Origin of the sequence: Burkholderia sp. WP42, from assembly GCF_000745665.1 — a bacterium.
Taxonomy (GTDB): domain Bacteria; phylum Pseudomonadota; class Gammaproteobacteria; order Burkholderiales; family Burkholderiaceae; genus Burkholderia; species Burkholderia vietnamiensis.
Genome location: NZ_JQJT01000016.1, coordinates 75,467 through 99,395, shown reverse-complemented (window position 1 = coordinate 99,395; position 23,929 = coordinate 75,467). Strand labels below are relative to the sequence as shown.

Sequence of the window (23,929 nt, the reverse complement as noted above, 5' to 3'; positions counted from 1 at the left end):
GCGCGCACGATGCATACGCTATATCTGATTGCGATCGTTGCGGAAGCGATGTCGGGCGCGCTGATGGGCATGCGGCGCGGGATGGACCGGTTCGGCCTCGCGCTGGTCGGCGCGGTGACGGCGCTCGGCGGCGGCACCGTGCGCGATGTGCTGCTCGGACACTATCCGCTCGGCTGGATCGCGCATCCGGCCTATCTGCTGATCACGCTCGCGGCCGCGACCGCCGCGTCGTGGGCTGCGCGGCACCTGTCACGGATGAAGACGCTGTTCGTGACCGTCGACGCGATCGGCCTCGCGGCGTTCACGATCATCGGCTGCGACATCGGCGCGTCGACCGGCGCGGCGCCGATCATCGTCGTGCTGGCAGGTGCGATCACCGGCGTGTGCGGCGGGATGCTGCGCGACCTGCTGTGCAACGAGATGCCGCTGGTCCTGCGCGACGAACTGTACGCGAGCGTCGCATTGTTCACGGGCGGGTTGTACGTCGGCATGCAGTATCTGGGTATCGGCGCGGGGCCGGCGACGATCGTCGCGCTCGTGGCAGGCTTCGCGACGCGGATGCTCGCCGTGCGACTCGGATGGAAATTGCGGACTTTCGCCGTCGCGGATGTCGAGCGCTGAGCAATCGTGCCGGCGCGAACCTTGGCGCGCTGCTCGGGCAGCGGGGCTGACATGCGGAGATGCGGCGCGCTGGTGGTGCCGGTCGTGCCGATTACACGCCGGAGCCTGAATACGGGGAGGGCATGGCGAGCGCCCTGGACATGCGGTCATCGACGCAACAGGCGGCGAACGATGGCCTACATCGCTACAGATGAGGAGCGTTCACGACAAATGGACGGAAAACGGCCGATTCGCCGGCGTGCTGCATAGGCGGCGGGGTTCGCTTGGCTCGCACCGGCAACCCGGCAACCCGGCAACCCGGCAACCCGGCAACCCGGCAACCCGGCAACCCGGCAACCCGGCAACCCGGCAACCCGGCAACCCGGCGGACCGGGGGCCGGCAAACCGGGAGAACGGGGAGAACGGGGAGAACGAGGCGAACGAGGCGAACGAGGCGAACGAGGCGAACGAGGCGAACGAGGCGAACGAGGCGAACGAGGCGAACGAGGCGAACGAGGCGAACGAGGCGAACGAGGCGAACGAGGCGAACGAGGCGAACGAGGCGAACGAGGCGAACGAGGCGAACGAGGCGAACCGGGCGAACCGGGCGAACCGGGCGAACCGGGCGAACCGGGCGAACCGGGCGAACCCGCCCCCACGGCCCAACCGCCCCGCACGAAGCCTGCCCCACCATCCGCCCGCCCCACTACGCCAACGATTCGATCCGAATCAACAGGTTGCGCGCATGCGCGATGAACGCCTCGTGCGTCGCACGATCCCCATGACCTTCGAACCCGCCTTGCTCGGCGAACGCGAGCTGCTCCGCATAGAGATCGACGACGGCGCTGCGTGTATCCGGCGGCAGCGCGCGGATCATCGACACGAGCAGCAGCTCCTGCGCGCGCAACATGCCGGACAGCGATTGGGCGTTCATGCCGACCTCCTCGAACGATGCGGCGGCGTGCCGCTCGTTTCATAGTAGGCGCTCGGCGCGCCCAACGGAAATCAGCCGGCGGCCGTGGCGGCGCGTGCGTCGCGCACCGTGCGGGCGACGCGCTCGACGAATTCGACATCGACGCTCGACAGCGCTTCGCGCTTGCCGTCGGGCGTCTCGACCATCAGCCGGTACGTGACGTCCTGCGTGGTCCAGGCGAGATAGCCGACCACGACCAGCATCACGCCGACCACCAGCGCGGCGCTCGATGCGCCGATACCGCCGGCCACGGCGACGGCCGCGCCGATCAGCGAGATCAGCCACGGTACGAGACGATTTTTCGGAATCTTGACGACGTCGACGTTGCGAATGTCACGCAGCGGAAAGACCTGCCCGGCGGCCGACAGGCCGTTGCGCGTGATCGTCACGCCGCGTTCGTTGAATGCGTTTTCCATCGTGTGTTGCGTGGACGAAAACGCGCAGCGTAGCAGACTTCGCTGCCCCGTCAAACGGGACCGAGTGCCGCACGACCCAAGCGCGCGGCGCAACCGGCCTCGGCGGGCGTCAGAACTGCAGCCGGCCGTCGCCGTACAGGCGGCCCGGCACGTGCGACGCGACGACTTCGGCGATCTGTTCGTCGGTCGATTCGGCCGGCACGATCTGGCGCCGCGCGGGCGCGTCGAGGTGCATCGTCCATTCGACGAGCCGGTACGGGCGACCCCACGGCCGCAGCATTTCCACCGACACGCGGCAGCTCTGGACCGGGAGCGAATGCTGGCGCGTCAGAATCGCGTGCAGATGGCTGAAAACGGTATCTTCGATCATCATGGCCTCCGATCCTGTCTTGTGAGCAGTTGCTGGCGGTGCCGTAGTGGTTCTCAAAAAAAAGAAGCCGCCGATGCTCAGGCGGCCAACAGGGGGGGTGAGAGCATCCTCTCAGCCCAGAATTAAGCGAAACTTAAAAGCGCATAAAAAAGCGCCCCGCACGCGGGGCGCTGCTTGCCGGCGGGGTCCGCGAACCGCGCGGACCGTCGGCCGGGTGCCTTAGAACTTGTGGCGGATACCGACGCGCACCGCGAGCTGGTTCTGCGAGTTCGTGCCCGACGTGCCGAAGTAGCTGCTCGTGCTCGAGCCGATCGCCGCTTGCGCGCCGTCGCCCGACGCGTCCTGGTAGATCACCAGGCCATACACGTCCGTACGCTTGCTGAGCGCGTAGTCGAGCGCGAGGTTGCCCTGGTTCCAGTGAGCCGAGCCGCCGTTGCGCGTCGCGTTCGTGTACGTATAGCCCGCCGCTGCCGACAGCGCCGGCGTGAATGCATACTTCAGGCCGCCTTCATATGCGTTGAAGAACGTGCCGCCCGCGCCCGAGATCGTCGAGAACTGCGTACGCGTCCACAGCAGCCATGCCGTTGCCGGGCCCCACACGTAGCGGCCGCCCACGCCGTAGGTGCGCAGGTCGCGGATGTTCGACAGCGCGAGGTTCGCGATCGTCGTCGAGAACGCCGGCGCCGACTGGCTCGGGTAACGGATGTCCGTGTACGCCGCACCGATCGCGAACGGGCCGTTCGCATAGTTCATGCCGAAGCTGTAGGCACGCGACGAGCCGCCCGTGTTCGTGGTGCCCGTGCCCGGTGCGCCCGCGAAGTCGGTCGAGTTCGAGAAGCCGTACAACGCGCCGAACGTGAAGCCCGAGTAGTTCGCACTCTGGAACTTCACGGCGTTGTTGATGCGGCTCGACGTGAGCTGGTCGACGTCGTTGACGTGGTATGCGTAGTTGCCCGCGACCGTGTTGCCGCCCGTCGAGTAGGACGAGCCGAGGATGTCGGTCGAGAACGAATACTGACGGCCGAACGTCAGCGTGCCGTACTGCGTCTGGCTCAGACCGACGTAAGCCTGGCGGCCGAACATCGCGCCGCCCTGACCGGCCGCGCCGGTGCCGACGCTGAAGCCGTTTTCGAGCACGAAGATCGCCTTCAGGCCGCCGCCCAGGTCTTCCGTACCGCGCAGGCCCCAGCGGCTGCCTTGCGCGATGCCGTCGTCGAACTTGAACAGCTTGCTGCCGGCCGCGGTCGAGCTCTTGGTGCTGTGGTTCACGTAGCTGATGCCGGCGTCGATCACGCCGTACAGCGTGACGCTGCTTTGCGCGTGGGCGGTACCGGCCGTTGCTGCCAGGATGGCGATGGTCAACAGTTTCTTGTTCAAAGGATTCTCCGAGCGAGTAAAGGGCTTTTACAGTTGCGGCTCCGGCGCTCTCTATGGGCGCTCTCACGGACCGGCGGCAACTTTATCGACGGACCACTTAATGAATGTGACAGCGTTGTCATCTGACGAATATGTGGTTCTGATGCCACAGTCGCTCCCGCGCGATCGCGCCACGGGTTATGCCGAACGCGCGCGTCATTCCATCGCTGTCCGGAATATGCACATGAAATAAGCTTGGTTGGTGCCGCTGAGCGGGCGTGCCACGATGCGCGCTCCATCACGAAACGGGACAAGAGCACACCATGCGACGTTCGATCCTGACCGGCCTCGGCGCGCTTGCCGCGGCGCTGGCCTTTGCCTCATCCGGCGCGCACGCCGATTCGCAGACCTTGAAGATCGGCACGATGAGCGGCCCCGATGCGCAGATCTGGAGCGAGGTGACCAAAGTCGCCGCACGCGAGGGCCTCGCGATCAAGGTGATCGAGTTCAACGACTACGTGCAGCCGAACGCGGCGCTCGACGCCGGCGACCTCGACGCGAACGGCTTCCAGCACCAGCCGTTTCTCGACAGCCAGATCAAGCAGCGCGGCTACCGGATCGTCAACGTCGGGCTCACCTACACCGCGCCGATGGGCTTCTATTCGAAGAAGCTGAAAGCGCTGAAGGACTTGCCGGCAGGTGGGAAGGTCGGCATCCAGAACGATCCGTCGAACGGCAACCGCGCGTTGCTGTTGCTGCAGAAGTACGGGGTGATCAAGCTGAAGCCGGGCGTCGGCACGAACGGCGTCAACGCGACGCCGCTCGACGTCGCCGAGAATCCGAAGAAAATCAGGATCGTCGAGCTCGATGCCGCGCAACTGCCGCGCGCGCTGCCCGACCTCGATGCCGCGTCGATCAACACCGACTATGCAGTGAAGGCCGGGCTCACGCCGGTGAAGGACGCGATCGCGATCGAGGACCTGCGCGGCCCGTATGCGAACCTGATCGCGGTGCGCGCGCAGGACAAGGACAAGCCGTGGGTGAAGAAGCTCGTCGCGGCCTATGAATCGGACGACGTGCGCAAGTTCATCGACCGGACCTTCGGCGGCGCGATCGTGCCGGCGTTCTGAGCGTCGACAGCACGTCGGCCGCTGCCGGGCCGCTGCCCGGCCGCTGCGCCGGCGCATCGGTCGCATTCCCCTGAGCCGAAAAGCAAATCGCCCGCGCAAGCGGGCGATTTCGTTGATGCACGCGGCGATAGCGCCGCGGGCCGTTCGCTCAGGCAGACAGCAGCGAGCCGCTGCGGATCGGCGTCGCGCCGGCGATGCGCGCGACTTCCATTCCGGCGGTGGCGAACCGCACGACCTGCCGCGCGTACAGCACGCCCGACACGCTGCTCTTCAGCGTGATCACGCGATCGGTCAGCGGATCGACGATGTCGGCCACTTCCTGGCCGGCCTCGATCCACGCGCCGACCGGTGTGCGGAACACGATCACGCCCGACACCGGCGCGACCAGCGGATCGGTGCCCGCGAGCGGCGTGGCCGGGTGCGCGAGCGGCGGCAGCGGCGCCGGCGTGCCGTCGATCAAGTCGCGTTCGGTCAGATAGTCGACGATCGCTTGCGCGTCATGCTCGGCCAACTCGTACGACACGTCGCGTTCGCTGCGCAACTCGACCGTGACCGAGATCGCGCCGTTCGGGATCGGGAAGCGATCGCCGAACCGGTCGCGCAGATCCGACCAGCAGAAGCTGTGGATTTCATCGAACGGATTGCCGACCGAATTCAGCGCCAGCAGCGACGCCTGCGCATTCAGATAGCGCGCCAGCGGCTCGACGTCCTGCCAGAGGTCGGGGTTCGTGTACAGGTGCATGACCGCGTCGTTGTCGCAGTGCAGGTCGAGCACGATGTCGGCGTCGAACGACAGCTTCTGCAGCGCGAGCCGCTGCGACTCCAGCTCGGTGCGCGGCTTCTGCTCGTCGAGCGCTTCGCGCATCGCGGTGCGCACCGCGGCGACGTTGCGCTGCGCGTCGCCCGTCAGCCGGCCTTCGATGCGCGGCAGCACGAGCGCGGCGAGATCGTGGAAATTGCGGTTGAAGTTCTGCATCGAGCCGAGCTCGAAGCGGCCCAGGTGATCGCCGAACACGTGTTGCGCGAGGCCGATCGGGTTCGGCACCGGCACGATCACGACTTCGCCGCGCAGCTTGCCCGCCGTCTCGAGCGCGGCGATCTTGCGGCGCAGCAGCGTGGCGACCAGCATGCCGGGCAGTTCGTCCGCATGCAGCGACGACTGGATGTAGACCTTCTTGCCGCCGCGCGGGCCGTAGTGGAAGCTCGTGATCTGACGTTCGGTGCCGATGGCGGGGGAAATCAGCGGATGGGTCTGCGTTTGCATGATGGGGGAAGGCGGCGCAGCCGCGAATGATCCGGTATGCGTGGAAGGTCGATTGTACGTTGCCTTGCGCGAAGCTATCAAACCGCGTCGGCGGTATCGCGTTTTCCGTTGCGAATCATCGGCTTGGCGCGAAAACAATCGCCCGCGGGGCGCGTCCCGCGCGAGCGTTCGCGCAGCCTTGCGCCGCGCCGGCGCAAAAAAAACGGGCTCCTTGCGGAGCCCGTTAGTGCGGCTGCAAAGCGCGCGTTGCGCGCTGTTACTTGCCGTACACGTCGAAATCGAAGTACTTCTTCGCAATCTTGTCGTACGTGCCGTCCTTGCGCATCGCGGCGATCGCGCCGTCGATCTTCGTCTTCAGGTCGGTGTCTTCCTTGCGCAGGCCGATGCCCGCGCCGTTGCCGAGCGTCTTCGGATCGTCGAGGTCCTTGCCTGCGAAATCGAAGCCGGCGCCGCGCGGCGTCTTCAGGAAGCCGATCTCGGCTTGCACGGCGTCCTGCAGTGCGCCGTTCAGGCGGCCCGAGATCAGGTCGGCGTAGACCTGGTCCTGGTTCTGGTACGGGACGACGGTGACGCCCTTCGGCGCCCAGTACGTCTTCGCGTAGGTTTCCTGGATCGTGCCTTGCTCGACGCCGATCGTCTTGCCCTTCAGCGATTCGGCCGTCGGCAGCAGGCCCGCGCCCTTCTTCGTGACGAGGCGCGTCGGCGTGTTGAACAGCTTCGCCGAGAAGGCGATCTGTTCTTCGCGGGCCGGGGTCATCGACATCGACGACAGCACGCCGTCGAACTTGCGGGCCTTCAGCGCCGGGATCATCCCGTCGAAGTCGTTCTCGATCCACACGCATTTCGCGGCGATGCGGCGGCAGATCTCGTTGCCGAGGTCGACGTCGAAGCCGACCACCTTGCCGTCGGCGCCTTTCGATTCGAAAGGCGGGTAGCTTGCGTCGACGCCGAAGCGTACGGTCGACCAGTCCTTCGCGTATGCAGTGCCGGCCGATACGGCCAGCAGGGCCACGGTCACAGCCGCAAGAATCTTTTTCACTCGGTGACTCCTCGTTTTGTTCGATGGGTGCGCGGTTGTGCCGCGCCGTAAGCGTTCGCCCCGGCGCGGCTTCGCGTCGGACGGTCCGTTTCGCATGCCCGATGCGGGCGCGCGACGTGCGCAAGATTATCAAGACAAAATACCGGCAGGGCGCCTAGGACATGCCCCGATACCGGCCCGGACGGCCGCGCTCGCGCGATGCGGCCGTTTCAAAGCAAGGAACGATTCAGCCTAGCGTTTCGTTGACCGCGCGCTGCAGGCATGTGACGAATTGCGACACGGCGGGCGTCGGCAGCAGGTCGCGGCGGGCGATGATCGACAGGTCGAAGCGCGGCATGGTTTCGTCGAGATCGGCCGTGCGGATGCCGAGCGGCGCGACCATGGCGGCCAGCGGGCGCGTGAAGCAGCCGATCACGTCGGAGCGTGCGACCAGGCCGAGCGTCACCGCGAACGACATCGGCGAACGCAGCAGGCGCTTCGGCAGCGGCAGGCCGCGCGCCTCGAACATCGCCATCATCACGCTGTGCGGGAACTGCTCGGCGCCGACGGTGACGATCCATTCCGCGTCGAGTAAATCCTCTAAACGGCGCGCGTGCGCGAGCGGGTGGCCGTCGCGCATCACCACGGTGAACTCGGTGGACAGCAGCGGCGTCTGCGTGAATTCGCGGTCGAGCGCGGGCACATGGTGCATCGCAGCGATGTCGAGCGTGCCGTTGTGCAGCTGCGCGAGCGCGTCGGGCACCGTCACTTCCTCGAGATGAAGGCTGACGTTCGGCATCGCGCGGCGGAACGCGGTGACCGCGTGCGGCAGCGCGGTCAGCGCGATCGACGGCATCGTGCCGACGGCGACGCGGCCCGACATCTCGCCTTTTACCTGCTCGACGGCTTCGACGGTGCGGCGCATGTCGCCGAGCAGCTGCTCGGCGCGCGGCAGCAGCGCATGGCCGCACGCGGTCAGGTCGACGCCGCGCACGCTGCGCACGAGCAGCTCGGCGTTCAGCGCGGTTTCGAGTTCGCGGATCGTATGCGTGATGGCGGGCTGCGTGACGCCGAGCTCGCGCGCGGCGGCGCGCAGGCTCTTGTGATGCGCGACGCAGACGAACGCGTGGAGCTGCGCGGTGTTCAGGTGGTTGCGGATGCGGGTCATCGATCGGTTCGAGGCTGGCGGCGGCGCGGCGGCGCGGTGGCGCGGTGGCGTTGACGCGGGGATCGATAGGGTAGCGCGGGGGTGGCTTCGTTTGCTCGCCGTTACTTCATCGAGGCCCGTGATTCATCCGTTTTAGCCAGCAACTGGTACGAGCACGCTGCCTCGTGAGCCGAGGGTTAGCCGCGAGCGCGTCTTCCTTGCGCGCGGCCCGCCAGTAAGCGCCGAAATGCGTCATTCATCAAGCTGGGTCGTGTGGCGTATTGTGAGGGTTATACGACCTTTGAGCCATTCGGCTCCAGTTCCATAATTTGCGCAGCAATCAAGCCGGATCAAGAGCACAAATGCGATTGCCCATTGAGCTCCCGGTTTGATCAATTTCGCGCAAACGAAAGGAACAGAGAATGAGGCTTAAGAACAAATCGGCTTTGATTACCGGCGGCACTAGCGGAATCGGTCTCGCGACCGCGAAGCTCTTTATTGCAGAAGGCGCTCGGGTCGCGGTGACCGGTCGCGATGTCGCTGCATTCGAGCGTGTGAAGGCCGAGCTTGGCGACGATGCATTGGTTTTCAGGGCCGATGTGCGTTCGATCGACGACATGCGTGCCGTTGCCGCCCAGTTAAAAGAACGGTTCGGCGGCCTGGATGTCGTATTCGCCAACGCTGGCTGGGCTTTCCCGTCCGCAGTGAATGACATCGACGATGACCTCTACAACGAGATCATGGACATCAACGTCAAGGGCGTGGTCTACACGCTTCAGGCGATGCTGCCGGAGTTGCGAGAGGGCGCCTCGGTCATCCTCAACACCTCGTTCGTCGCCCAGACCGGCAAGCACGGCATATCGTTGACCGCGGCAGCCAAGGCCGCCGTGCGATCGCTTGCCCGTAGTTGGTCCTACGAGTTTCTCGATCGCAAGATCCGGTTCAACGCGATCGCGCCCGGTGGCACGGACACGCCCCTGCTCAGCAAGTGGGGGATGTCGGACGAGGACGTCCGCAACTTCAAAAGCGAGTTCGCGAAGACCATCCCGGTTGGCCGTCTGGCAAAGGCAGAGGACATTGCCTACGCAGCGCTCTATCTCGCCAGCGACGAATCCTCCTACGTGGTCGGCAGCGAACTGGTTGTCGATGGCGGCGCCTCGCAGCTTTAAGCCAGAGCACTCGGGTTCACGAGCCCGGCACGACCTTCCGATTCATCCATACCTGATCACATGTCCACTGCGCGTTATTCGCGCGGTGGTGTTCAATCCGGCCCAGCCTCGTTGCAAAAGTGGAGCGGCCGAAGCGCAAGGAGAAACGATCTTGACCGACACTAGCGAAAACAATCGCACCGGGAAGCCACTCACCGAAGCCGGTCGTTCGCGCCGCGATATTCTCAAATTCGGAAGCATCGCCACGCTCGGCGCCGTACTGGGTGGCGGAGCACTGCTTGGCCATACCGCGCCTGCTCTTGCGCAGGCAGCCAGCAAAGGAGAACTCGCTCCGAATGACCCGCTCGACATTTTGATTGTCAATTACGACGGCGGGACACTGCTCGACTTCGCCGGCCCCAGCGAGATTTTCCACCGATTACCGAATACGAACGTTCGCTATGCGAGCCTCAATGGGGGCAACGTGACGCTCGAATTCGGAGTCGTGTACGGCAAGACCGAACGGCTGGCCGATATCGAGCGAACCGATCTGATTCTGGTGCCCGGTGGCTCCGATTTGACGGCGCCGATGCGGCCCGAGTATCAGGCGCAGATCCGGCGTTTGGCCCAAAGTGCCAAACATGTGACCTCGGTTTGCAACGGATCGTTGGTGCTCGCTGCGACGGGCATTCTCAATGGCAAGCGTAGCGCCTGCCATTGGGCGTTCGTCAACAAGCTGTCCGAATATGGCGCCATCCCCGTGCCGGATCGATTCGTCGAAGACGACAACGGCCGCTTCATGAGCGGCGGCGGCGTGACGGCCGGCATCGATTTCGCACTTCGCGTCGCGGCGAAGCTGCGCGGTCAACAGGCTGCCGAATTCACGCAACTCGTAATCGAATACGATCCCGCTCCGCCGTTCCATTCCGGCCACCCCAGAGACGCACGGCAAGAAGTCATCGCGATGGTCGACAAAGAACTGCCCGGTGCATCCAAGGGACTCGCACGAATCCCGGGCGTTCGCTGAAATTCCCGCGGGCAATGTCTGCGAGGACTCGCACGGCTCTCGATGAAGCCGCAACCAACATTGCTTGCCTCACCTGCGCGATCTGGCGCAGGCCCGTCTATTTGAAATCTGATCGGAAAAATCTCAAATGCAACAGATTCGTCGTCTTGCCGCCCCCGTTGCGGCCTGCTTTGCTTTTTTCGCCTTTGCCGTGCCGGCAGTTGCCAGTGGCCCGCAGCCTCGAATCGAAGCGGCCATCAATACCGAAAACGCGCGGTGGGCCGATGCCTTTGCGCGAGGGGATTACGAGGCGATAGGCCGCTTGTATACGCACGACGGCGCACTGCTGCCGCCCGGCGGCAACAGGGTGACGGGTGGCAGCGCGATTGCCGCATACTTCGCCAAGCAGTATGCCGGGGCAAAGCCCGACACCGTATCGTTCAGCAATTACGAGCTCTACGGTAACGACCGGGCCGTGACGGAGGTTTCGGATGCGGAAATCCGTGACCATGCTGGAGCCGTTAAATACCGTGGCAAGCAGATCCTCCTTTTTCTGAAGGAGGGCGGTGCGTGGAAATTGCATCGCGATATCTGGAATGATTACGCTACCCGGAAATCCGATAGCCGTTGAGCGCGGGTGATATAGGCAAACACCGACCGCAAGCGCCATCCGGCCGGCGCTCGATCAGCGCGCTTTATTCAATCTGCTCTCGCGTCGGATCGCCTGCGGAGGGTGGCCATGCAGTTTGATGAAGGCCCTCCGCATTCTTTCCGGATCAGTGAACCCTACCGCCAGAGCAATTTGTTCGATCGGTTCGCTGCCCTCCTGCAGGCGCAGCCTCGCAGCTTCGACCCGCAAACGTTCGACGGCCTTGGCAGGCGTTTCACCCGTTTCCCGGCGAAATGCTCGTCCGAACTGTCGCAGGCTTAATCTCGCTGCATCGGCGAGTCGTTCCACAGGTAACGCTTCAGCCAGATGTTCCCGGGCAAAGTTCAGGGCGATGCGGATACGATCCGATTCCGGCTCCATTTGCGACATGGCGGAAAACTGGGACTGCCCGCCTGGTCGACGATACGGAACGACCAAAAGCCTGGAGACAGCGCGCGCAACATTCGAACCCAGATCTCTATCGATCATGCCGAGCGCCAGATCTATTCCGGAGGCGATTCCCGCCGACGTCCAAATACGGCCGTCCACGACATAGATGCTATTGCCCTCGACCCTGGTGCGGGGGAAGCGCGACTGCAATAGAGCAGCGTATCGCCAGTGTGTCGTTGCTTTCAATCCGTCCAGCAAGCCGGTTTCCGCCAGCAGAAACGCTCCTGTGCACACGCTTGCCACTCGCGAGGCCCGGGCGGCCAATTTCGTGGCAGCTGCGATGTTCTCCGGTGTCTGCATCGGATCTAAATCGCCGCCCACGAAAACGACGGTATCGAATGTGCGCTTTCCGATCGGCTTTGTCTCGATCGCAATGCCCGTATTACCGGGAACCGGACCTCCAGACTGCGAGACGACATGGAGATCGTACGGAGTATGGCCAGCGGCTGTGGCTACTTGATTAAAGGCGGAAAGTGGGCCACCGAGATCGAGAGCATCATGGCCGCGGCAAACGAAAAATCCAATTCGATGCATGACGAAGTCGGTGGTCGAAGATTCAAGGGAGGGCTTAGTTTATAGAAAACCCTCGAATCGCGTCGTGCGGTTCGTCGTGGGGAAGAGGCGTCGTTTGTGCTCTCGTCGGGCGGCTACCGTCCTGCGGCGGGTGACTGTCGCAGATCGCCCCACGAGAAACGTTCAATCTCAGCGGAATCGGACGCTCGATGGCATCAGGCGTCGCTATCACGCCCTGCCGGAGCCTGAGTCTTGGCGGATCACAGCACGGCAGCGAGGGGCTCCGGGTCGAACCACCTGCGCCGCTCGGACTTGCCCTTTGCGATCGCCGTCTCTCACTGAGCGCGACGTCTACTGTGGTAACCCCAAACCACCTTGCCCATCGACAGACATTATCGACAACAAATAGCTATCGATTTGCCGGAGACTGACGGCGTGCCGAAGGTTGTCCTCCATCAAATCGCGGAGTTCCAGAACACGCGCACACCAGTCCTTATAGCGAGCGACTTTTCCGAAGTCGCGCCAACCCTTATAGCTGCCTTCCAAATCGTCCATAACCCACGACCAACCTTCACGGACAATCGAGTCCACAATGGGGAAAAAGGTTGGCCGATGAAAGTGCAGGTATTTAGATGCTAGGCTGCTGTTTTCGCGATTGTTGGCGGTCGCCAATGCCTGACAAAGTTCAAGATGAATAGCAGCGGCTTCGGGCACGCGGTCAAGGGTGAGCTTGTCGTCCAATCCGATAGCATCTAATAGCGTGGCACATTTTGACCCGGCAATAGCAGTGGCGGCCTCGATGACGACTTCAAGCGCGCGTCTTTCATCCTTGCCAAGCCCTTTGGTCTTTCTCCGCTCCACCGAAGCAGAGTAGGTGCGTCCGATTAACATTAGCTTTCCGATGATTTGTGATTTATCGGTATTGCTAGGGTGAGCTTTCACGGCTGAATATAGCATTGTATTCAGCGTATCGAAGGGTGGGCAGCCGTGCTCATTTCCAAGCCAGTGGAGCTGCGGGGGGAATAGGTAGTTCTTCTTTTTCATCGATCGCTTGCTATCTATATGGTCAAGATTGGGGCGTTAAATTAAATCGTTCTTCTTTCCGTTCGTTTCGTCCGCGCCCAACGAGTTAATGTCGCAGGCGATGGCGACCACGTTCGTCGTGGGTTATATAGGGCAACTTGAGTGTCCGCTTCTGGTCGAGGGTGCTCGTCGCCGCACATCGCATGTACGACTACTAAAGCGCTCGGTAGCCTTGATTCAGCAATCGCTGACATACCCAGACGGCGCCATTGCGAGCACTGTAGATGTTCTTTGCCACGAAGGGTATCAACGCCGCAATCAAAAGGGCCGGACGGTCGGAGGAACTGAGAAGACCGGAGCCAGCATCGACAGCGGCCATCCGCCCTCCTTGAACAACCAACCCTTCCGAGTATGCCCAGATTGTGCCGAATATCAGGGCAGACCAGTTGAAACCGAGCTTCACGCGCCGCTCCGGCATTATCGGATGGATGATTAAGGTTGACGGCATCGTAGATACGGAATCGATTGCGGCGATATGTCGATTATCGGCTTGGAAACGACGTTCTTTAGAGGTCCAGTAGCGAATGATCCGATACCGGACCGACATCGTGGACAATCGCGATCCCGCTGCTGAATAGCCGCTCGTGGTCGGCGGCACCCGATGCGTTCGGCTGTAGCCGACCTGGAGCGGGCGTAGACCATACGAGGCTCGCGGCGGCGGCGCGGCCAGCCGAGGCGGCCCGCGCCACTTGTGTAGCTATCCTTCGGCCCAGCATCTACGATGACTCGCCGCCACTGGGAGAGAAAGGCCGAAGCGCATCTTCTCGGGGGAGTTCTGCAGGAGCATTGCCTGCCAGCCCGTAGACCTCGATACCACTCAGCAAACCGCCGCTCTCGAATATGAATATCCCGGCTGCTTCATCGTGTGGACCGAAAATAAAATCGCCGAGGACGTGTACGCCGGGAGGCGCAGGGTCGCGGCCCTTGATCTGGAAATTGATGGACCCACAGCCGCAAGGACAGCGCCATGGCGTAACCTCGGCCTCTGCGAGTTGTTCCAAAAAATCTCGCGCCTTCGGCTCACCGTGCTCAAGCATCCAACGAGCGAGAGACATCTCGGATGCGGCCAATGGGCGGTTTCGTTCGAGAGTAGTCATGGAGTGAGAGTTCGCCGGTGCCGGCCAGTTTAACAGCCCGGTATAGGGCGTTATCCGCTCTCATCCGCGACACCCGCGCGGACATCGGTGAATGCTCAAAGTGGCTGCGGATCCAACCTATATGCGCTATTCCGACAAACGCCCCATATGCTTCCTTCGACACAGTTGCCCGACGCTCATCCAGCCTGCGCGGCAGTGGCGTACGAGTTGTGCCGTGCCGGCCGACATGGCAGGATACCGCTTCGATCATGCGGGGCCGCGTGGCGCATTACGGGAATAAGAATGATGCTTTCGTGGCGATTGCGTTGGTACGTACTGGCGACGGCCCGGGTGCTGCATAGGCACTGGCAGGCGCTATCCCTTACTGTCCTGCTGCTGCTGCCCACAATGCCCGTATTCGCACAGTCCCGCCTCCTGGGTGCGCCGGTACTCGCACCTTTGGCCCCGGAGCATGGCTTCGAATGGCGGTTCGTCTGGGTGCATATGCTCGAAGCCATCGGCATGCTTTGGGTGCTAATCCAACGTACGGCCATTAGCGGCGGCCCGTTTGCCGTCTTCGTCAAATCGTTGCCTGTTTCTGATCGGCATCGCCGTGCCCTCGATGCAGCCGTCGTGCTGATTGCCAGTACGCCGCTGCTGTTCCCCGTCATTTCCGCAGCGATCGCGTTCGCTTATTTGCCGGATAAGGCCTCGAACTATCTGTACGTTATCGCTCTGACGATGATTACGCTTGGATGGCAATTGGCCGCGTTGTCGCGCAATATCAGTAACGGAATTCCGTTGGTGGTTGCCAATCTCGTTCTGATCGGCGCGCTGCAGACGGATAACGCCGTGCGGACGCTACTGCTAGCAGCGTCGCTGATCCTTGCTGCGTTCGCGTTGGCCCATGCGCCTGCGGCATCCTCTCCGCGTGCGAGGCAGTTTGGTCCGACGTGGCGTCGAGTAGTCGGTCGCATGTCCGCAAATACGGCACATCGGCTTCCGGTTTTCGTCAACCTGCAGCTCGGTATTCTAGGGCGTCACTTCGCAGAGACCGTCAGCCGCTGCGCAGTCATGGGCGCGGTCGCCGCTTCTACCTGTTACATGGTTGACCTTTGGGGTTTCGACACGCGCGCCGTGCCGTTGACGCTGATCGCACAGGCCGTGATCGCGCTGATCGCGTCAACGACCTATCGCGATTTGCGTGCGAGTCACGTTCGGGCGGCCCATTTTGTGCGATCGCTCCCGCTAGGCTCGATGGTGCAGGTTCGTGCGGATGTACTGACGGTCGTCATGCTCGCACTGCCATTTGCCGCCGTCGCGCCGGTGCTTCTGGTAGCGCACGGAGCCCTGTCGGTCCACGTCGCCGTTGCGATCGTATCGGCAGGCGCGCCTCTGCTTGCGCTGCTGCGCTTGCCACAACGCTATGCTCCGAGAGAATCCGTTTTGCTCGGCGTAACACTCGCCGTGAGCTGGATCGTCGCCGCATGGCAAATCTTCATCTGATGGACTTCACAATGCTTCGAATCGAAAACATCAGCAAGCGCTATGGTGAGTACGTCGTATTCCAAGGGCTGCACCACGTGACCGGGGCAGGGTGCGTGGCGCTTTGTGATGAGAACGGCAGCGGCAAGTCGACGCTGCTTGGCATCCTCGCCGGGACCATCGATGCCGACGAAGGTAACGTGTGGATCAATGGTCATTCACTACGTGACGCGCCGCTCAAGGCAAAGTCTTCACTAGCATACGTGCCGGACGACTGCATGGCGTATCCGTTCCAGACTGGACGCGAGTTTCTCGAATTCGTCGCCTCGATCAAAAGGACGGTAGTCGGTCGCGACACTCTCGATCTGGCACATCGCTTCGGGTTGGCGTCGCACCTGGAAAAGCGTTTTGAACAGATGTCACTCGGCACCCGCAAGAAGATTTATTTGAGCGCCATCACGCTAGGGGAATCCTCAGTCGTAGTGGCGGACGAACCTGGCGACGGGCTCGACGCCGCTGCGCGCGGTGTCCTGATGGACTTGTTCCGCACGCTGGCGAAAGATCGAGTCGTGTTCTTTTCGAGCCACGATCCCAAGCTGGTAGAAGGCTGCGGTGCCAGGACGCTCAATTTTGCCGATCTCGGTAGGTCGGATAGCGCGCCGGTTCAGCCGTTCAGTCAGTAATCTCAATACCCGATGGTTTCGGTGCCTATGGTTCGTTTCCGCTGGGCAACCGGAGTGAGAGAAGCAGAAGCAGCCTGCCGATGACGGGTGGCGGCCCAACCGCCCCCCTTGATCCAACGCTATCTATCCACCTCACCCCACCGCAAGCTCCACAGCCGCGAGCGTCCGCCGCCGAATCCAGCCGCTCGCGAGCCGGATCGCGAGCCAGTACGGCACGAACAGCGCGCGCGTGCGCTTGCTCGGGCAATGAACGAAGGTTTCCGTGCGCAAGAACCGCGCGCCGCTCGGCAGCCCGACGACCTCGAACCTGAGCACCAGCTTCGCGTCGTGGGGATCGGCGTGCCGCACGAACGCCGCGGCGTCGTCGATTGGCCGGACGTCGGGCGTCGGACGCCAGAAGCGGCCGACGAGGCCAAGCGACAGCGACGTATCGTCGCGATGCAGCAGCGTGAACGTATCGAAGCCGAAGCGTTCACGCGCAGCGCCGCCGCTGCGGCGGCCCACCAAACGAGCGACGGCCGCCGGCGCTTCGCGCACGGCGAGCAGCGCATCGATCACCGGATCGGCGCGCATGTCGAGCGCGGCGACGGCATCGATGATGCGAGCCGACGGCGCGTCGATCGGCTGCGATTCGTGCGTTTCGACGAAGCCGAACGACGGGATGAACGGCGGCTTGCGCGGCGCGGTCCGCGTATCTGATTCGGAGACGATACCGAACGGATTCATGACGGTTCCGGAACACAAAGCGCGATCGTAGCACCGCGTGCGCAATCGTGATTCGACGCGCCAGCACGCGCTCGCCGCATCTGCGAAGCACCACGCCCGTACGGGCAAAAAAGCCTGGAAACATCCGCTTCCGGGCCTGCAGAGCGCTCGCCGGTGAGCGTGAACGCAAACATTCCCGTCCCGCTGCGCACCGGCTTCAGATCGCCCAGCCGCCGAGATAGAACGTCACGAGCACGGCCGCGATCAGCACGGTGCCGACGTTCAGCTTGCGCCATTCGCCGCTCGCGACGCGGCCGATCACGAGCGTCGAAAAGCCGAGCATGATGCCCGTCACGATGTTCGCGGTCAGCACGATGAAGACGGCGCACACGAGGCCCGACATCGCGTCGACGACGTCGTCCATGTGCAGCTTGTTCACGCTGCCGAGCATCAGCAGGCCGACGTACATCAGCGCGGGCGCCGTCGCATACGACGGCACGAGCGCCGCGAGCGGCGAGAAGAACATCACGACGAGAAACAGCACGCCGACCACCGCTGCCGCGAGGCCCGTCTTCGCGCCGGCGGCCACGCCGACGCTCGACTCGATGTAGGCCGCCGCCGGTGCGCCGCCGAGGAAGCCGGAGAAGATCGAGCTGACCGAATCGGCGGTCAGCGCGCGGCCGCCGTTGACGATGCGGCCGTGCGCATCGAGCTGGCCGGCTTGTCCCGCCACCGCGCGAATCGTGCCCGTCGCGTCGAACACGGCGGTCATCACGAGCGCCAGCACGCTCGGCAGCACGGCCATCGACAGCGCGCCCTTGATGTCCATCGCGCCGATCAGCGACGCGTGGCCCGGCGCACTGAGCGACGGCAGCGCGAAGATGCCGCGGTACTTCACCGCGGGATCGAACGCGAGGCCAATCGCCGACACGGCCACCACCACGAGCAGGATGCCGCCCGGCACGCGCCGCTTCTCGAGCCCGAAGATCGCGGCGAGCCCGACGATCGACATGATCGCCGGGAACGCGGTGATCTGGCCGAGCGACACCGGCAGCCCCGCGCCCGGATTCTTCACGACGAGGCCGACGTCGTTCGACGCGATCAGCAGCAGGAACAGGCCGATGCCGATCCCGGTGCCGTGCGCGACGCCCGCGGGCAGATTGCGCAGGATCCACGAGCGCACGCCGGTGACCGAGATGCCGGTGAACACGACGCCCATCACGAACACGGCGCCGAGCGCGACGCTCGGGTGCAGGCCCTTGCCGAGCACGAGGCCGAACGCTGTGAATGCGGTCAGCGAGATCGCGCAGCCGATGGCGATCGGCAGCTTCGCCCACAGGCCCATCAGCAGCGAGCCGAACGCCGTGGTCAGGCAGACCGCGACGAACACGGCGCTCGTGTCGAAACCGGCCTTGCCCAACATGCCGGGCACGACGAACACCGAATAGACCATCGCGAGGAACGTGGTCACGCCCGCGACGATTTCGCGGCGCTGCGTGCTGCCGCGCGACGAGATGTCGAAGTACCGGTCGATGACTCCCTTGGTGCCGAAGTCCGTTTCTTCCGCGCCGACGCCGACCGTCGGCTGCACCGGGGTATCACTCATGAGCTTGCTCCTTTATCAGCATGCTGAAACGGCCGCGGCGGACCGTCGTCAGGGTGTCTCGAATCTGGTTGGAATGATCGGCATCGTCGTGCGCACGCATGATGCGCGGCGGGTGTCGCCGGCCGCGCGCCAACCGGCGCGCGTGCGTCGCGTCGCACCACGCGCGGCGAGGTGGACCCGGTCCGCGTGCTTTGCCGTAGCGAAGGTTAGGCGAACGGCCCGGCGCGTCCCATTGGAGGAACGGCATGCAGCGCATGTCGGCGCGCTTATATCCGCGTGCCGCGGGGCTTCGTCGACGAGAAACGCGCGTATACGCCTAGTTCGAATCCGTTAAGGCGACTATTCGTAGGCGGGATGGGCGGCAGTGGCACTGCAGCGGCAGCGCAGCGCGGCCGCGCTGCCTCAGTCGCGCGCGGGATGCGCGCCACGGACCAGATGCTCGAGATATGCGCAGAACATGTCGGCCATCGCGTTCGAGTACGCGTCGATCTCGGCCGCGCTGCGTTCGGTCTCGGAAAACGCCTTGCCGCCCGCCGTGAGCGTGGTCACGATCAGGTCGCCCGCGAGCGTGCGCGCGGCGTCCGGCACGTCCGGCAGCGCTTCGCGCATGAACGCGCCGAACACGCGCTCGCTTTCGGCTTTCAGTTCGCGCGCCTCGGGCGCATCGCGATAGAGCGGCGCGGCGTCGTCGAGTGCGGTGCGCATCGGCGCCTCGTCGCACTCCGAGCGCACGAACGCATGGACGGCAGTGCGCAGGCGCTCGAGCGGCGTCTTCGCGCCGTCCTGCAGCATCGCGCACAGCATGCCGGAGGTTTGCCGCCATTCGTCGTGCTGCAGGCGGAACAGCACGGCGGCCTTGTTCGGGAAGTACTGATACAGCGAGCCGACGCTCACGCCGGCCCGCTCGGCGACGCGCGCCATCGTGAAGCGCTGCGCGCCTTCGGCCGCCAGAACCTGAACAGCGGCCTGCAGCACGGCGTCGACGAGTTGGGTCGAGCGGGCCTGCCGAGGCAGTCTGCGTGAGGCGATCCGGGTGGTGCGGCGGTCGGTCATGGCGGCTCCGGGAATGCGAATAGTAAAACGTGAATAGTTCGTCATATTCTAGTCGGGCGCCCTGACGCGCTCAACCTGACCCGGAGATTTGCATGACCACCCTGATTCAAGATCCGCTCGCATCGCTGCTCGCGCGCCTGTTCGACGAAGCCGACGCGTCGTCGCCCGCGTCGGACCCGGCGTTCGCCGGCGTGTCGCGCGACGAGCTGGCGCGGCTGATGCGCAGCAAGACCGATTACGCCGATTTCTATGCAGGTCTGAAGGACTATCCGCTCGCGGTGTCGCGCGAGACGGGCACGCTGCTGTACATGCTCGCGCGCGGTTGCGGCGCGCGCTCGATCGTCGAGTTCGGCACGTCGTTCGGCATCTCGACGCTGCATCTGGCGGCCGCGCTGCGCGACAACGGCGGCGGCCGCGTGATCACGAGCGAATTCGAGGCGTCGAAGGTGGCGCGCGCGAGCGCGAACCTCGCGGCGGCCGGGCTCGCGGATCTGGTCGAGATCCGCGCAGGCGATGCGCTGCAGACGCTCGCGACCGACCTGCCGGCCACCGTCGACCTGCTGCTGCTCGACGGCGCGAAGGCGCTGTATCCGGAGATACTCGCGCGCGTCGAGCCGCGGCTGCGGCGCGGCGCATTCATCGTCGCCGACAACGCCGAGCACAGCCCCGACTACCTCGACTACGTGCGCGCGCCGGCGAACGGCTACCTGTCGGTGCCGTTCGGCGCCGACGTCGAGCTGTCGATGCGGCTCGTCTGACATCGGCGCGCCATCGCGCGGGCGCTCACTTTCACGTTCACGCGCAAGCCTGCGCGAGCGCCGGGTAGTCGGTGAGGCCCTTGGCGCCGCCGCCGAACAGCGTGTTGCGATCGTGCGGCGCGAGCGCGGCGCCGCTGCGCAGGCGTTCGGGCAGGTCGGGGTTCGCGACGAACGGGCGGCCGAAGGCGATGAGGTCGGCCCAGCCGGCGGCGATCGCTTCGCGTGCGCGCTCGGCGGTGTACTTGCCCGCATAGATCAGCACGCCGCCGAACGCTGCGCGCAGCTTCTGCTTGAATGCCGGCGGCATCAGCGGCGCGTCGTCCCAGTCGGCTTCGGCGATGTGCAGATAGCCGACGCCCAGTTCGCCGAGCAGCGTCGCGGCCGCGAGGTAGGTCGTTTCGGGATCGTCGTCGACGCAACCGTTCAGCGTGGTCAGCGGCGCGAGGCGGATGCCGACGCGCGACGCGTCGCCGGTGCCTTCGATCAGCGCCTGCGCGACCTCGCGCAGGAAGCGCAGACGGTTCTCCAGCGAGCCGCCGTACGCGTCGGTGCGCGTGTTCGCGTTCGAGTCGATGAACTGGTTCACGAGGTAGCCGTTCGCGCCGTGCAGCTCGACGCCGTCGAAGCCGGCTTCCATCGCGTTGCGCGCGGCGGCGCGGTATTGCGCGACGATCTCGCCGATCTCGGCGACCGTCAGCGCGCGCGGCTCGGACGCCTGCACGAAGCCCGGCGTGCTGCCGTCGTCGCCGGCGATGAACACGTTCACGCCTTTCGCCTGGAGCGGCGACGACGACACCGGCTGCGCGCCGCCGAGCAGGCTCGTGTGGCTCAGGCGGCCGACGTGCCACAGCTGCGCGAAGATGCGGCCGTGCGCGGCATGCACGGCGTCGGTCACCTTGCGCCAGCCGGCGACCTGCGAGCGCGTATGAATGCCGGGCGTCCACGCGTAGCCCTTGCCGAGCGGCGCGATGTAGGTGCCTTCGCTGACGATCAGGCCGGCGCTCGCGCGTTGCGCGTAATACTCGGCCATCAGTTCGTTCGCTTCGTCGCCGGGCTGGGTCGCGCGTGAGCGCGTCATCGGCGGCATCACGATACGGTTCGGCAGCGTCAGCGCGCCGAATTGCAGCGGTTGGAACAGCGGGTCGTGGTTCATGCTGGTGTCCTTTGAGTGCCGCGGCCGGCTGGCCGCGGATGGGTCGATCGACGGATGGGCGCGCTCAGTCCCACTGCGGCGCGAGGCCGGCCGGATCCACTTCGCGGCCGTTGCGCTCGAGCGTGGCGATCTGCGCGAGGTCTTCGTCGGTCAGGCGCAGCGTCTGCGCGAGCAGGTTGCTCGCGAGATGCTCGCGCTTGGTCGACGACGGAATGACGGAGTAGCCGAGCTGCAGCGCCCACGCGAGCGCGACCTGCGCCGGCGTCGCGCGGTGGCGTCGCGCGATCGCGTCGAGCACCGGGTCGCCGAGCACCTTGCCGTAGGCGAGCGTCATGTACGACGTCACGTGGATGCCTTCGCTCTGCAGAAACTCGACGAGCTTGCGGTTCTGCAGATACGGGCTCAGCTCGATCTGGTTCGTCGCGATCGCGTCGCTGCCGACGGCCGCGATCGCTTCCTTCGTCAGCGCGATGTTGAAGTTCGACACGCCGATCTCGCGCGTGAGGCCCTTCGCCTTCGCGTCGGCCAGCGCGGTCATGAACGCGTCGACCGACACGCCGTTGTCGGGCGCCGGCCAGTGGATCAATGTCAGGTCGACGTAGTCGGTGCGCAGCTTGCGCAGGCTGTCCTCGAGGCTCGCCGCGAGCTTGTCCGGCGCGTAGTTGTCGACCCAGATCTTGGTCGTGACGAACAGGTCCTCGCGACGCACGCCCGATGCCGCGATCGCCGCGCCGACTTCCGCTTCGTTGCCGTAGATCTGCGCGGTGTCGATCGCGCGATAGCCGAGCTCGAGGCCGTTGCGGACCGAGTCGATGACGACCTGGCCCTGCAGTCGGAACGTGCCGAGGCCGAATGCGGGAATCTTGCTCATCGTGTGCTCCTGGAAGAGGTGGAACGGTTGCGGTATGGGGTCATTCTGGCGGGTGCAACTGATGAGATAAACGCCGTCAGAGGTCAAAAATATTTGATTTCAGATCAAGGATCGTGCGGCGCTATGCGGCGCGGGTCGTTGCGGGCGCATGGAACGCGGGCAGCACGTGCGTCGCGATCTCGGACATTGTCTCGTCGAGCGGCCGGCGGTTGCGCCGGAAGTGCAGCCCGATGTGCTGCACGCCTGCGTCGCGCATCGCCGCGAGTTCCTCGGCCAGCGCGATGCGCCCGGCGCGCGCGCCGAAGCGGTGGCGCTGCAGCGGTTCGTGCGGGTCCTCGGCGAGATCGAGGTGGATGAAGCTCACGTACGGCTTGTTGCCGGCCACCGCGCGCCAGTTCGCGGCGCGCTGCCGGTGGTCGTCCGGCGTGCCGGGGTACGCGAGGCAGCCGTCCAGGTGTTCGCCGATCCACGCGGGGGTCTGCTGCGCGAGGCCCGCGACGAGCAGCGGCAGCGGCGCGGCGACGTGCGGCAGGACCTCGAGCCCCGGCGGCAGGTGGCCGCGCGCGCCGTCGCGCAGCAACGCGATCTGTGCGCGGAAATTCGCGCCGCGCGACGCGAAATCGCGGCCGAACAGCGGATATTCGACCGGCCGGTCGCCGCTCGCGACGCCGAGCAGCAGGCGGCCGCCGCTCAGCGCGTCGATCGTCGCGGCCGATTTGAGCGTCAGCAGCGGCTCGCGCAGCGGCAGCACGACGGCCGCCGTGCCGAGCAGGATGTCGCGCGTGATGCCCGCGAGGTAGCCGAGATACGAGAACGCCTCGAACACCTGCGCGGCATCGCCGAACGACGGGTCGTACACCGGCACGTCGCGCACCCAGAGCGCGCGGAAGCCGAGCGTGTCGGCCAGTCGCGCGAGTTCCGCGTGCCTGGCCAGATCCGGCACGCCGGGGCGGCGGCCGTCGTGCTGGCGCTTCGCGTCGCCGGCCGGCGACCAGTCGTTGTCGAGCGGCAGCTCGATGCCGATGCTGAAGCAGCCGGCGGCGAGCGCTTGAAGTGACGTGGACATGATGGACGTCTCCGTTCAGACCGCGCGCAGGCTGCCGTCGAGCCGGTGGAAATCGAGCGACGCCGCGGTGAAGAACGTGCGCGACGTGCCGGCCGCGAAATCGTCGATGTGCACGACGGTCGCGCGATCGGCTTCCTGCCACGCGATCGCGCAGGTGTCGGCGGCGACGGGCTGCCACGTGTATTCGACTTCGCCCGTCGCACCCGCGTACGGGCCTTCGGTGATCGCGTAGCGCATGTGGCGGCCGTCTTCGTCATAGGCGTTGAGGGCGGTCAGGCCGTCGTAACGGACTTCGAACGTCTTGCCGGCGAACGGCGGCCGTCGGGTCGATGCATTCATGCTGGGTCGCT

General features: G+C 64.9%; 25 protein-coding genes. 8 read left to right on the top strand and 17 right to left on the bottom strand.

Annotation, left to right across the window (positions count from 1 at the left end):
* Positions 1 to 9 precede the first annotated feature (9 nt).
* Positions 10 to 621: a trimeric intracellular cation channel family protein gene (locus EX20_RS09520; protein ID WP_011880977.1), complete on the top strand. Its 612-nt coding sequence runs from the start codon at positions 10 to 12 to the stop codon at positions 619 to 621.
* Positions 622 to 1,306: 685 nt separating this feature from the next.
* On the opposite strand, the gene EX20_RS32820 is transcribed toward EX20_RS09520, so the two are convergent.
* From EX20_RS32820 to EX20_RS09495, 4 genes are all read right to left on the bottom strand, one after another.
* Complete coding sequence (locus EX20_RS32820) at positions 1,307 to 1,534, bottom strand: hypothetical protein (protein WP_011880976.1); 228 nt, start codon at positions 1,532 to 1,534, stop codon at positions 1,307 to 1,309.
* 71 nt (positions 1,535 to 1,605) lie between these two features.
* Positions 1,606 to 1,989, bottom strand: coding sequence for a DUF6232 family protein (locus tag EX20_RS09505; RefSeq protein WP_011880975.1), 384 nt, complete (start codon positions 1,987 to 1,989; stop codon positions 1,606 to 1,608).
* A 109-nt stretch (positions 1,990 to 2,098) separates the two neighbouring features.
* A complete protein-coding gene (locus EX20_RS09500; protein ID WP_011880974.1) occupies positions 2,099 to 2,359 on the bottom strand; it encodes a DUF2866 domain-containing protein in 261 nt (86 codons plus the stop codon).
* A gap of 219 nt (positions 2,360 to 2,578) precedes the next feature.
* Positions 2,579 to 3,736 (bottom strand): porin, encoded by a 1,158-nt coding sequence (locus tag EX20_RS09495; protein ID WP_011880973.1) that lies wholly within the window; start codon positions 3,734 to 3,736, stop codon positions 2,579 to 2,581.
* Positions 3,737 to 4,038: 302 nt separating this feature from the next.
* Between EX20_RS09495 and EX20_RS09490 the strand changes: the two genes are divergently transcribed.
* Entirely contained in the window at positions 4,039 to 4,845 is an 807-nt protein-coding gene (locus EX20_RS09490) for a MetQ/NlpA family ABC transporter substrate-binding protein (RefSeq protein ID WP_034193379.1), read from the top strand.
* Between the two features lie 148 nt (positions 4,846 to 4,993).
* Here the strand turns inward: EX20_RS09490 and EX20_RS09485 are convergent, their stop codons facing one another.
* The 3 genes from EX20_RS09485 to EX20_RS09475 all read right to left on the bottom strand — a co-directional run bounded on the left by EX20_RS09485 (position 4,994) and on the right by EX20_RS09475 (position 8,295).
* Positions 4,994 to 6,109: a succinylglutamate desuccinylase/aspartoacylase family protein gene (locus EX20_RS09485; RefSeq protein ID WP_034193378.1), complete on the bottom strand. Its 1,116-nt coding sequence runs from the start codon at positions 6,107 to 6,109 to the stop codon at positions 4,994 to 4,996.
* 256 nt (positions 6,110 to 6,365) lie between these two features.
* Positions 6,366 to 7,148, bottom strand: a complete 783-nt coding sequence (locus EX20_RS09480) for an ABC transporter substrate-binding protein (RefSeq protein ID WP_011880970.1) — start codon at positions 7,146 to 7,148, stop codon at positions 6,366 to 6,368.
* Between the two features lie 226 nt (positions 7,149 to 7,374).
* Entirely contained in the window at positions 7,375 to 8,295 is a 921-nt protein-coding gene (locus EX20_RS09475) for a LysR family transcriptional regulator (RefSeq protein ID WP_011880969.1), read from the bottom strand.
* 401 nt (positions 8,296 to 8,696) lie between these two features.
* Here EX20_RS09475 and EX20_RS09470 point away from each other — a divergent pair, with 401 nt between their 5' ends.
* The 3 genes from EX20_RS09470 (at position 8,697) to EX20_RS09460 (ending at position 11,059) form a co-directional block, all read left to right on the top strand.
* The gene (locus tag EX20_RS09470; RefSeq protein ID WP_014724123.1) at positions 8,697 to 9,443 is read left to right on the top strand and encodes an SDR family oxidoreductase; all 747 of its coding nucleotides are present in this window, start codon (positions 8,697 to 8,699) and stop codon (positions 9,441 to 9,443) included.
* 151 nt (positions 9,444 to 9,594) lie between these two features.
* On the top strand, positions 9,595 to 10,449 hold the full coding sequence (locus EX20_RS09465) for a DJ-1/PfpI family protein (protein ID WP_034193377.1): 855 nt from the start codon (positions 9,595 to 9,597) through the stop codon (positions 10,447 to 10,449).
* Between the two features lie 127 nt (positions 10,450 to 10,576).
* Positions 10,577 to 11,059 (top strand): YybH family protein, encoded by a 483-nt coding sequence (locus EX20_RS09460; protein WP_034193376.1) that lies wholly within the window; start codon positions 10,577 to 10,579, stop codon positions 11,057 to 11,059.
* Between the two features lie 54 nt (positions 11,060 to 11,113).
* On the opposite strand, the gene EX20_RS30515 is transcribed toward EX20_RS09460, so the two are convergent.
* The 3 genes from EX20_RS30515 to EX20_RS30510 all read right to left on the bottom strand — a co-directional run bounded on the left by EX20_RS30515 (position 11,114) and on the right by EX20_RS30510 (position 13,679).
* On the bottom strand, positions 11,114 to 12,061 hold the full coding sequence (locus tag EX20_RS30515; RefSeq protein WP_072465459.1) for a GlxA family transcriptional regulator: 948 nt from the start codon (positions 12,059 to 12,061) through the stop codon (positions 11,114 to 11,116).
* Positions 12,062 to 12,391: 330 nt separating this feature from the next.
* Positions 12,392 to 13,084, bottom strand: coding sequence for a hypothetical protein (locus tag EX20_RS09450; protein WP_131929037.1), 693 nt, complete (start codon positions 13,082 to 13,084; stop codon positions 12,392 to 12,394).
* A 193-nt stretch (positions 13,085 to 13,277) separates the two neighbouring features.
* Positions 13,278 to 13,679, bottom strand: a complete 402-nt coding sequence (locus tag EX20_RS30510) for a hypothetical protein (protein WP_230948557.1) — start codon at positions 13,677 to 13,679, stop codon at positions 13,278 to 13,280.
* A gap of 823 nt (positions 13,680 to 14,502) precedes the next feature.
* Here EX20_RS30510 and EX20_RS09445 point away from each other — a divergent pair.
* Both EX20_RS09445 and EX20_RS09440 read left to right on the top strand, forming a co-directional pair.
* On the top strand, positions 14,503 to 15,705 hold the full coding sequence (locus tag EX20_RS09445) for a hypothetical protein (RefSeq protein WP_059695108.1): 1,203 nt from the start codon (positions 14,503 to 14,505) through the stop codon (positions 15,703 to 15,705).
* An 11-nt stretch (positions 15,706 to 15,716) separates the two neighbouring features.
* Positions 15,717 to 16,367 (top strand): ABC transporter ATP-binding protein, encoded by a 651-nt coding sequence (locus tag EX20_RS09440; RefSeq protein ID WP_034193440.1) that lies wholly within the window; start codon positions 15,717 to 15,719, stop codon positions 16,365 to 16,367.
* A gap of 132 nt (positions 16,368 to 16,499) precedes the next feature.
* On the opposite strand, the gene EX20_RS09435 is transcribed toward EX20_RS09440, so the two are convergent.
* The 3 genes from EX20_RS09435 to EX20_RS09425 all read right to left on the bottom strand — a co-directional run bounded on the left by EX20_RS09435 (position 16,500) and on the right by EX20_RS09425 (position 19,731).
* Entirely contained in the window at positions 16,500 to 17,093 is a 594-nt protein-coding gene (locus EX20_RS09435) for a hypothetical protein (RefSeq protein WP_011880959.1), read from the bottom strand.
* Between the two features lie 196 nt (positions 17,094 to 17,289).
* A complete protein-coding gene (locus EX20_RS09430; RefSeq protein WP_034193372.1) occupies positions 17,290 to 18,678 on the bottom strand; it encodes an NCS2 family permease in 1,389 nt (462 codons plus the stop codon).
* Positions 18,679 to 19,080: 402 nt separating this feature from the next.
* Positions 19,081 to 19,731 carry a TetR/AcrR family transcriptional regulator gene (locus EX20_RS09425; protein WP_014724114.1) on the bottom strand — a complete coding sequence of 217 codons (651 nt, stop codon included), beginning with the start codon at positions 19,729 to 19,731 and terminating at the stop codon, positions 19,081 to 19,083.
* 92 nt (positions 19,732 to 19,823) lie between these two features.
* On the opposite strand from EX20_RS09425, the gene EX20_RS09420 reads away from it, so the two are divergent.
* Positions 19,824 to 20,489: an O-methyltransferase gene (locus EX20_RS09420; protein WP_011880956.1), complete on the top strand. Its 666-nt coding sequence runs from the start codon at positions 19,824 to 19,826 to the stop codon at positions 20,487 to 20,489.
* A gap of 37 nt (positions 20,490 to 20,526) precedes the next feature.
* On the opposite strand, the gene EX20_RS09415 is transcribed toward EX20_RS09420, so the two are convergent.
* From EX20_RS09415 to EX20_RS09400, 4 genes are all read right to left on the bottom strand, one after another.
* The gene (locus EX20_RS09415; RefSeq protein ID WP_034193370.1) at positions 20,527 to 21,642 is read right to left on the bottom strand and encodes an alkene reductase; all 1,116 of its coding nucleotides are present in this window, start codon (positions 21,640 to 21,642) and stop codon (positions 20,527 to 20,529) included.
* A gap of 64 nt (positions 21,643 to 21,706) precedes the next feature.
* On the bottom strand, positions 21,707 to 22,513 hold the full coding sequence (dkgB, locus tag EX20_RS09410; protein WP_034193369.1) for a 2,5-didehydrogluconate reductase DkgB: 807 nt from the start codon (positions 22,511 to 22,513) through the stop codon (positions 21,707 to 21,709).
* A gap of 121 nt (positions 22,514 to 22,634) precedes the next feature.
* A complete protein-coding gene (locus tag EX20_RS09405) occupies positions 22,635 to 23,579 on the bottom strand; it encodes a TIGR03571 family LLM class oxidoreductase (protein ID WP_034193368.1) in 945 nt (314 codons plus the stop codon).
* A 15-nt stretch (positions 23,580 to 23,594) separates the two neighbouring features.
* Positions 23,595 to 23,918 carry a MoaF-related domain-containing protein gene (locus EX20_RS09400; RefSeq protein WP_034193367.1) on the bottom strand — a complete coding sequence of 108 codons (324 nt, stop codon included), beginning with the start codon at positions 23,916 to 23,918 and terminating at the stop codon, positions 23,595 to 23,597.
* Positions 23,919 to 23,929 lie beyond the last annotated feature (11 nt).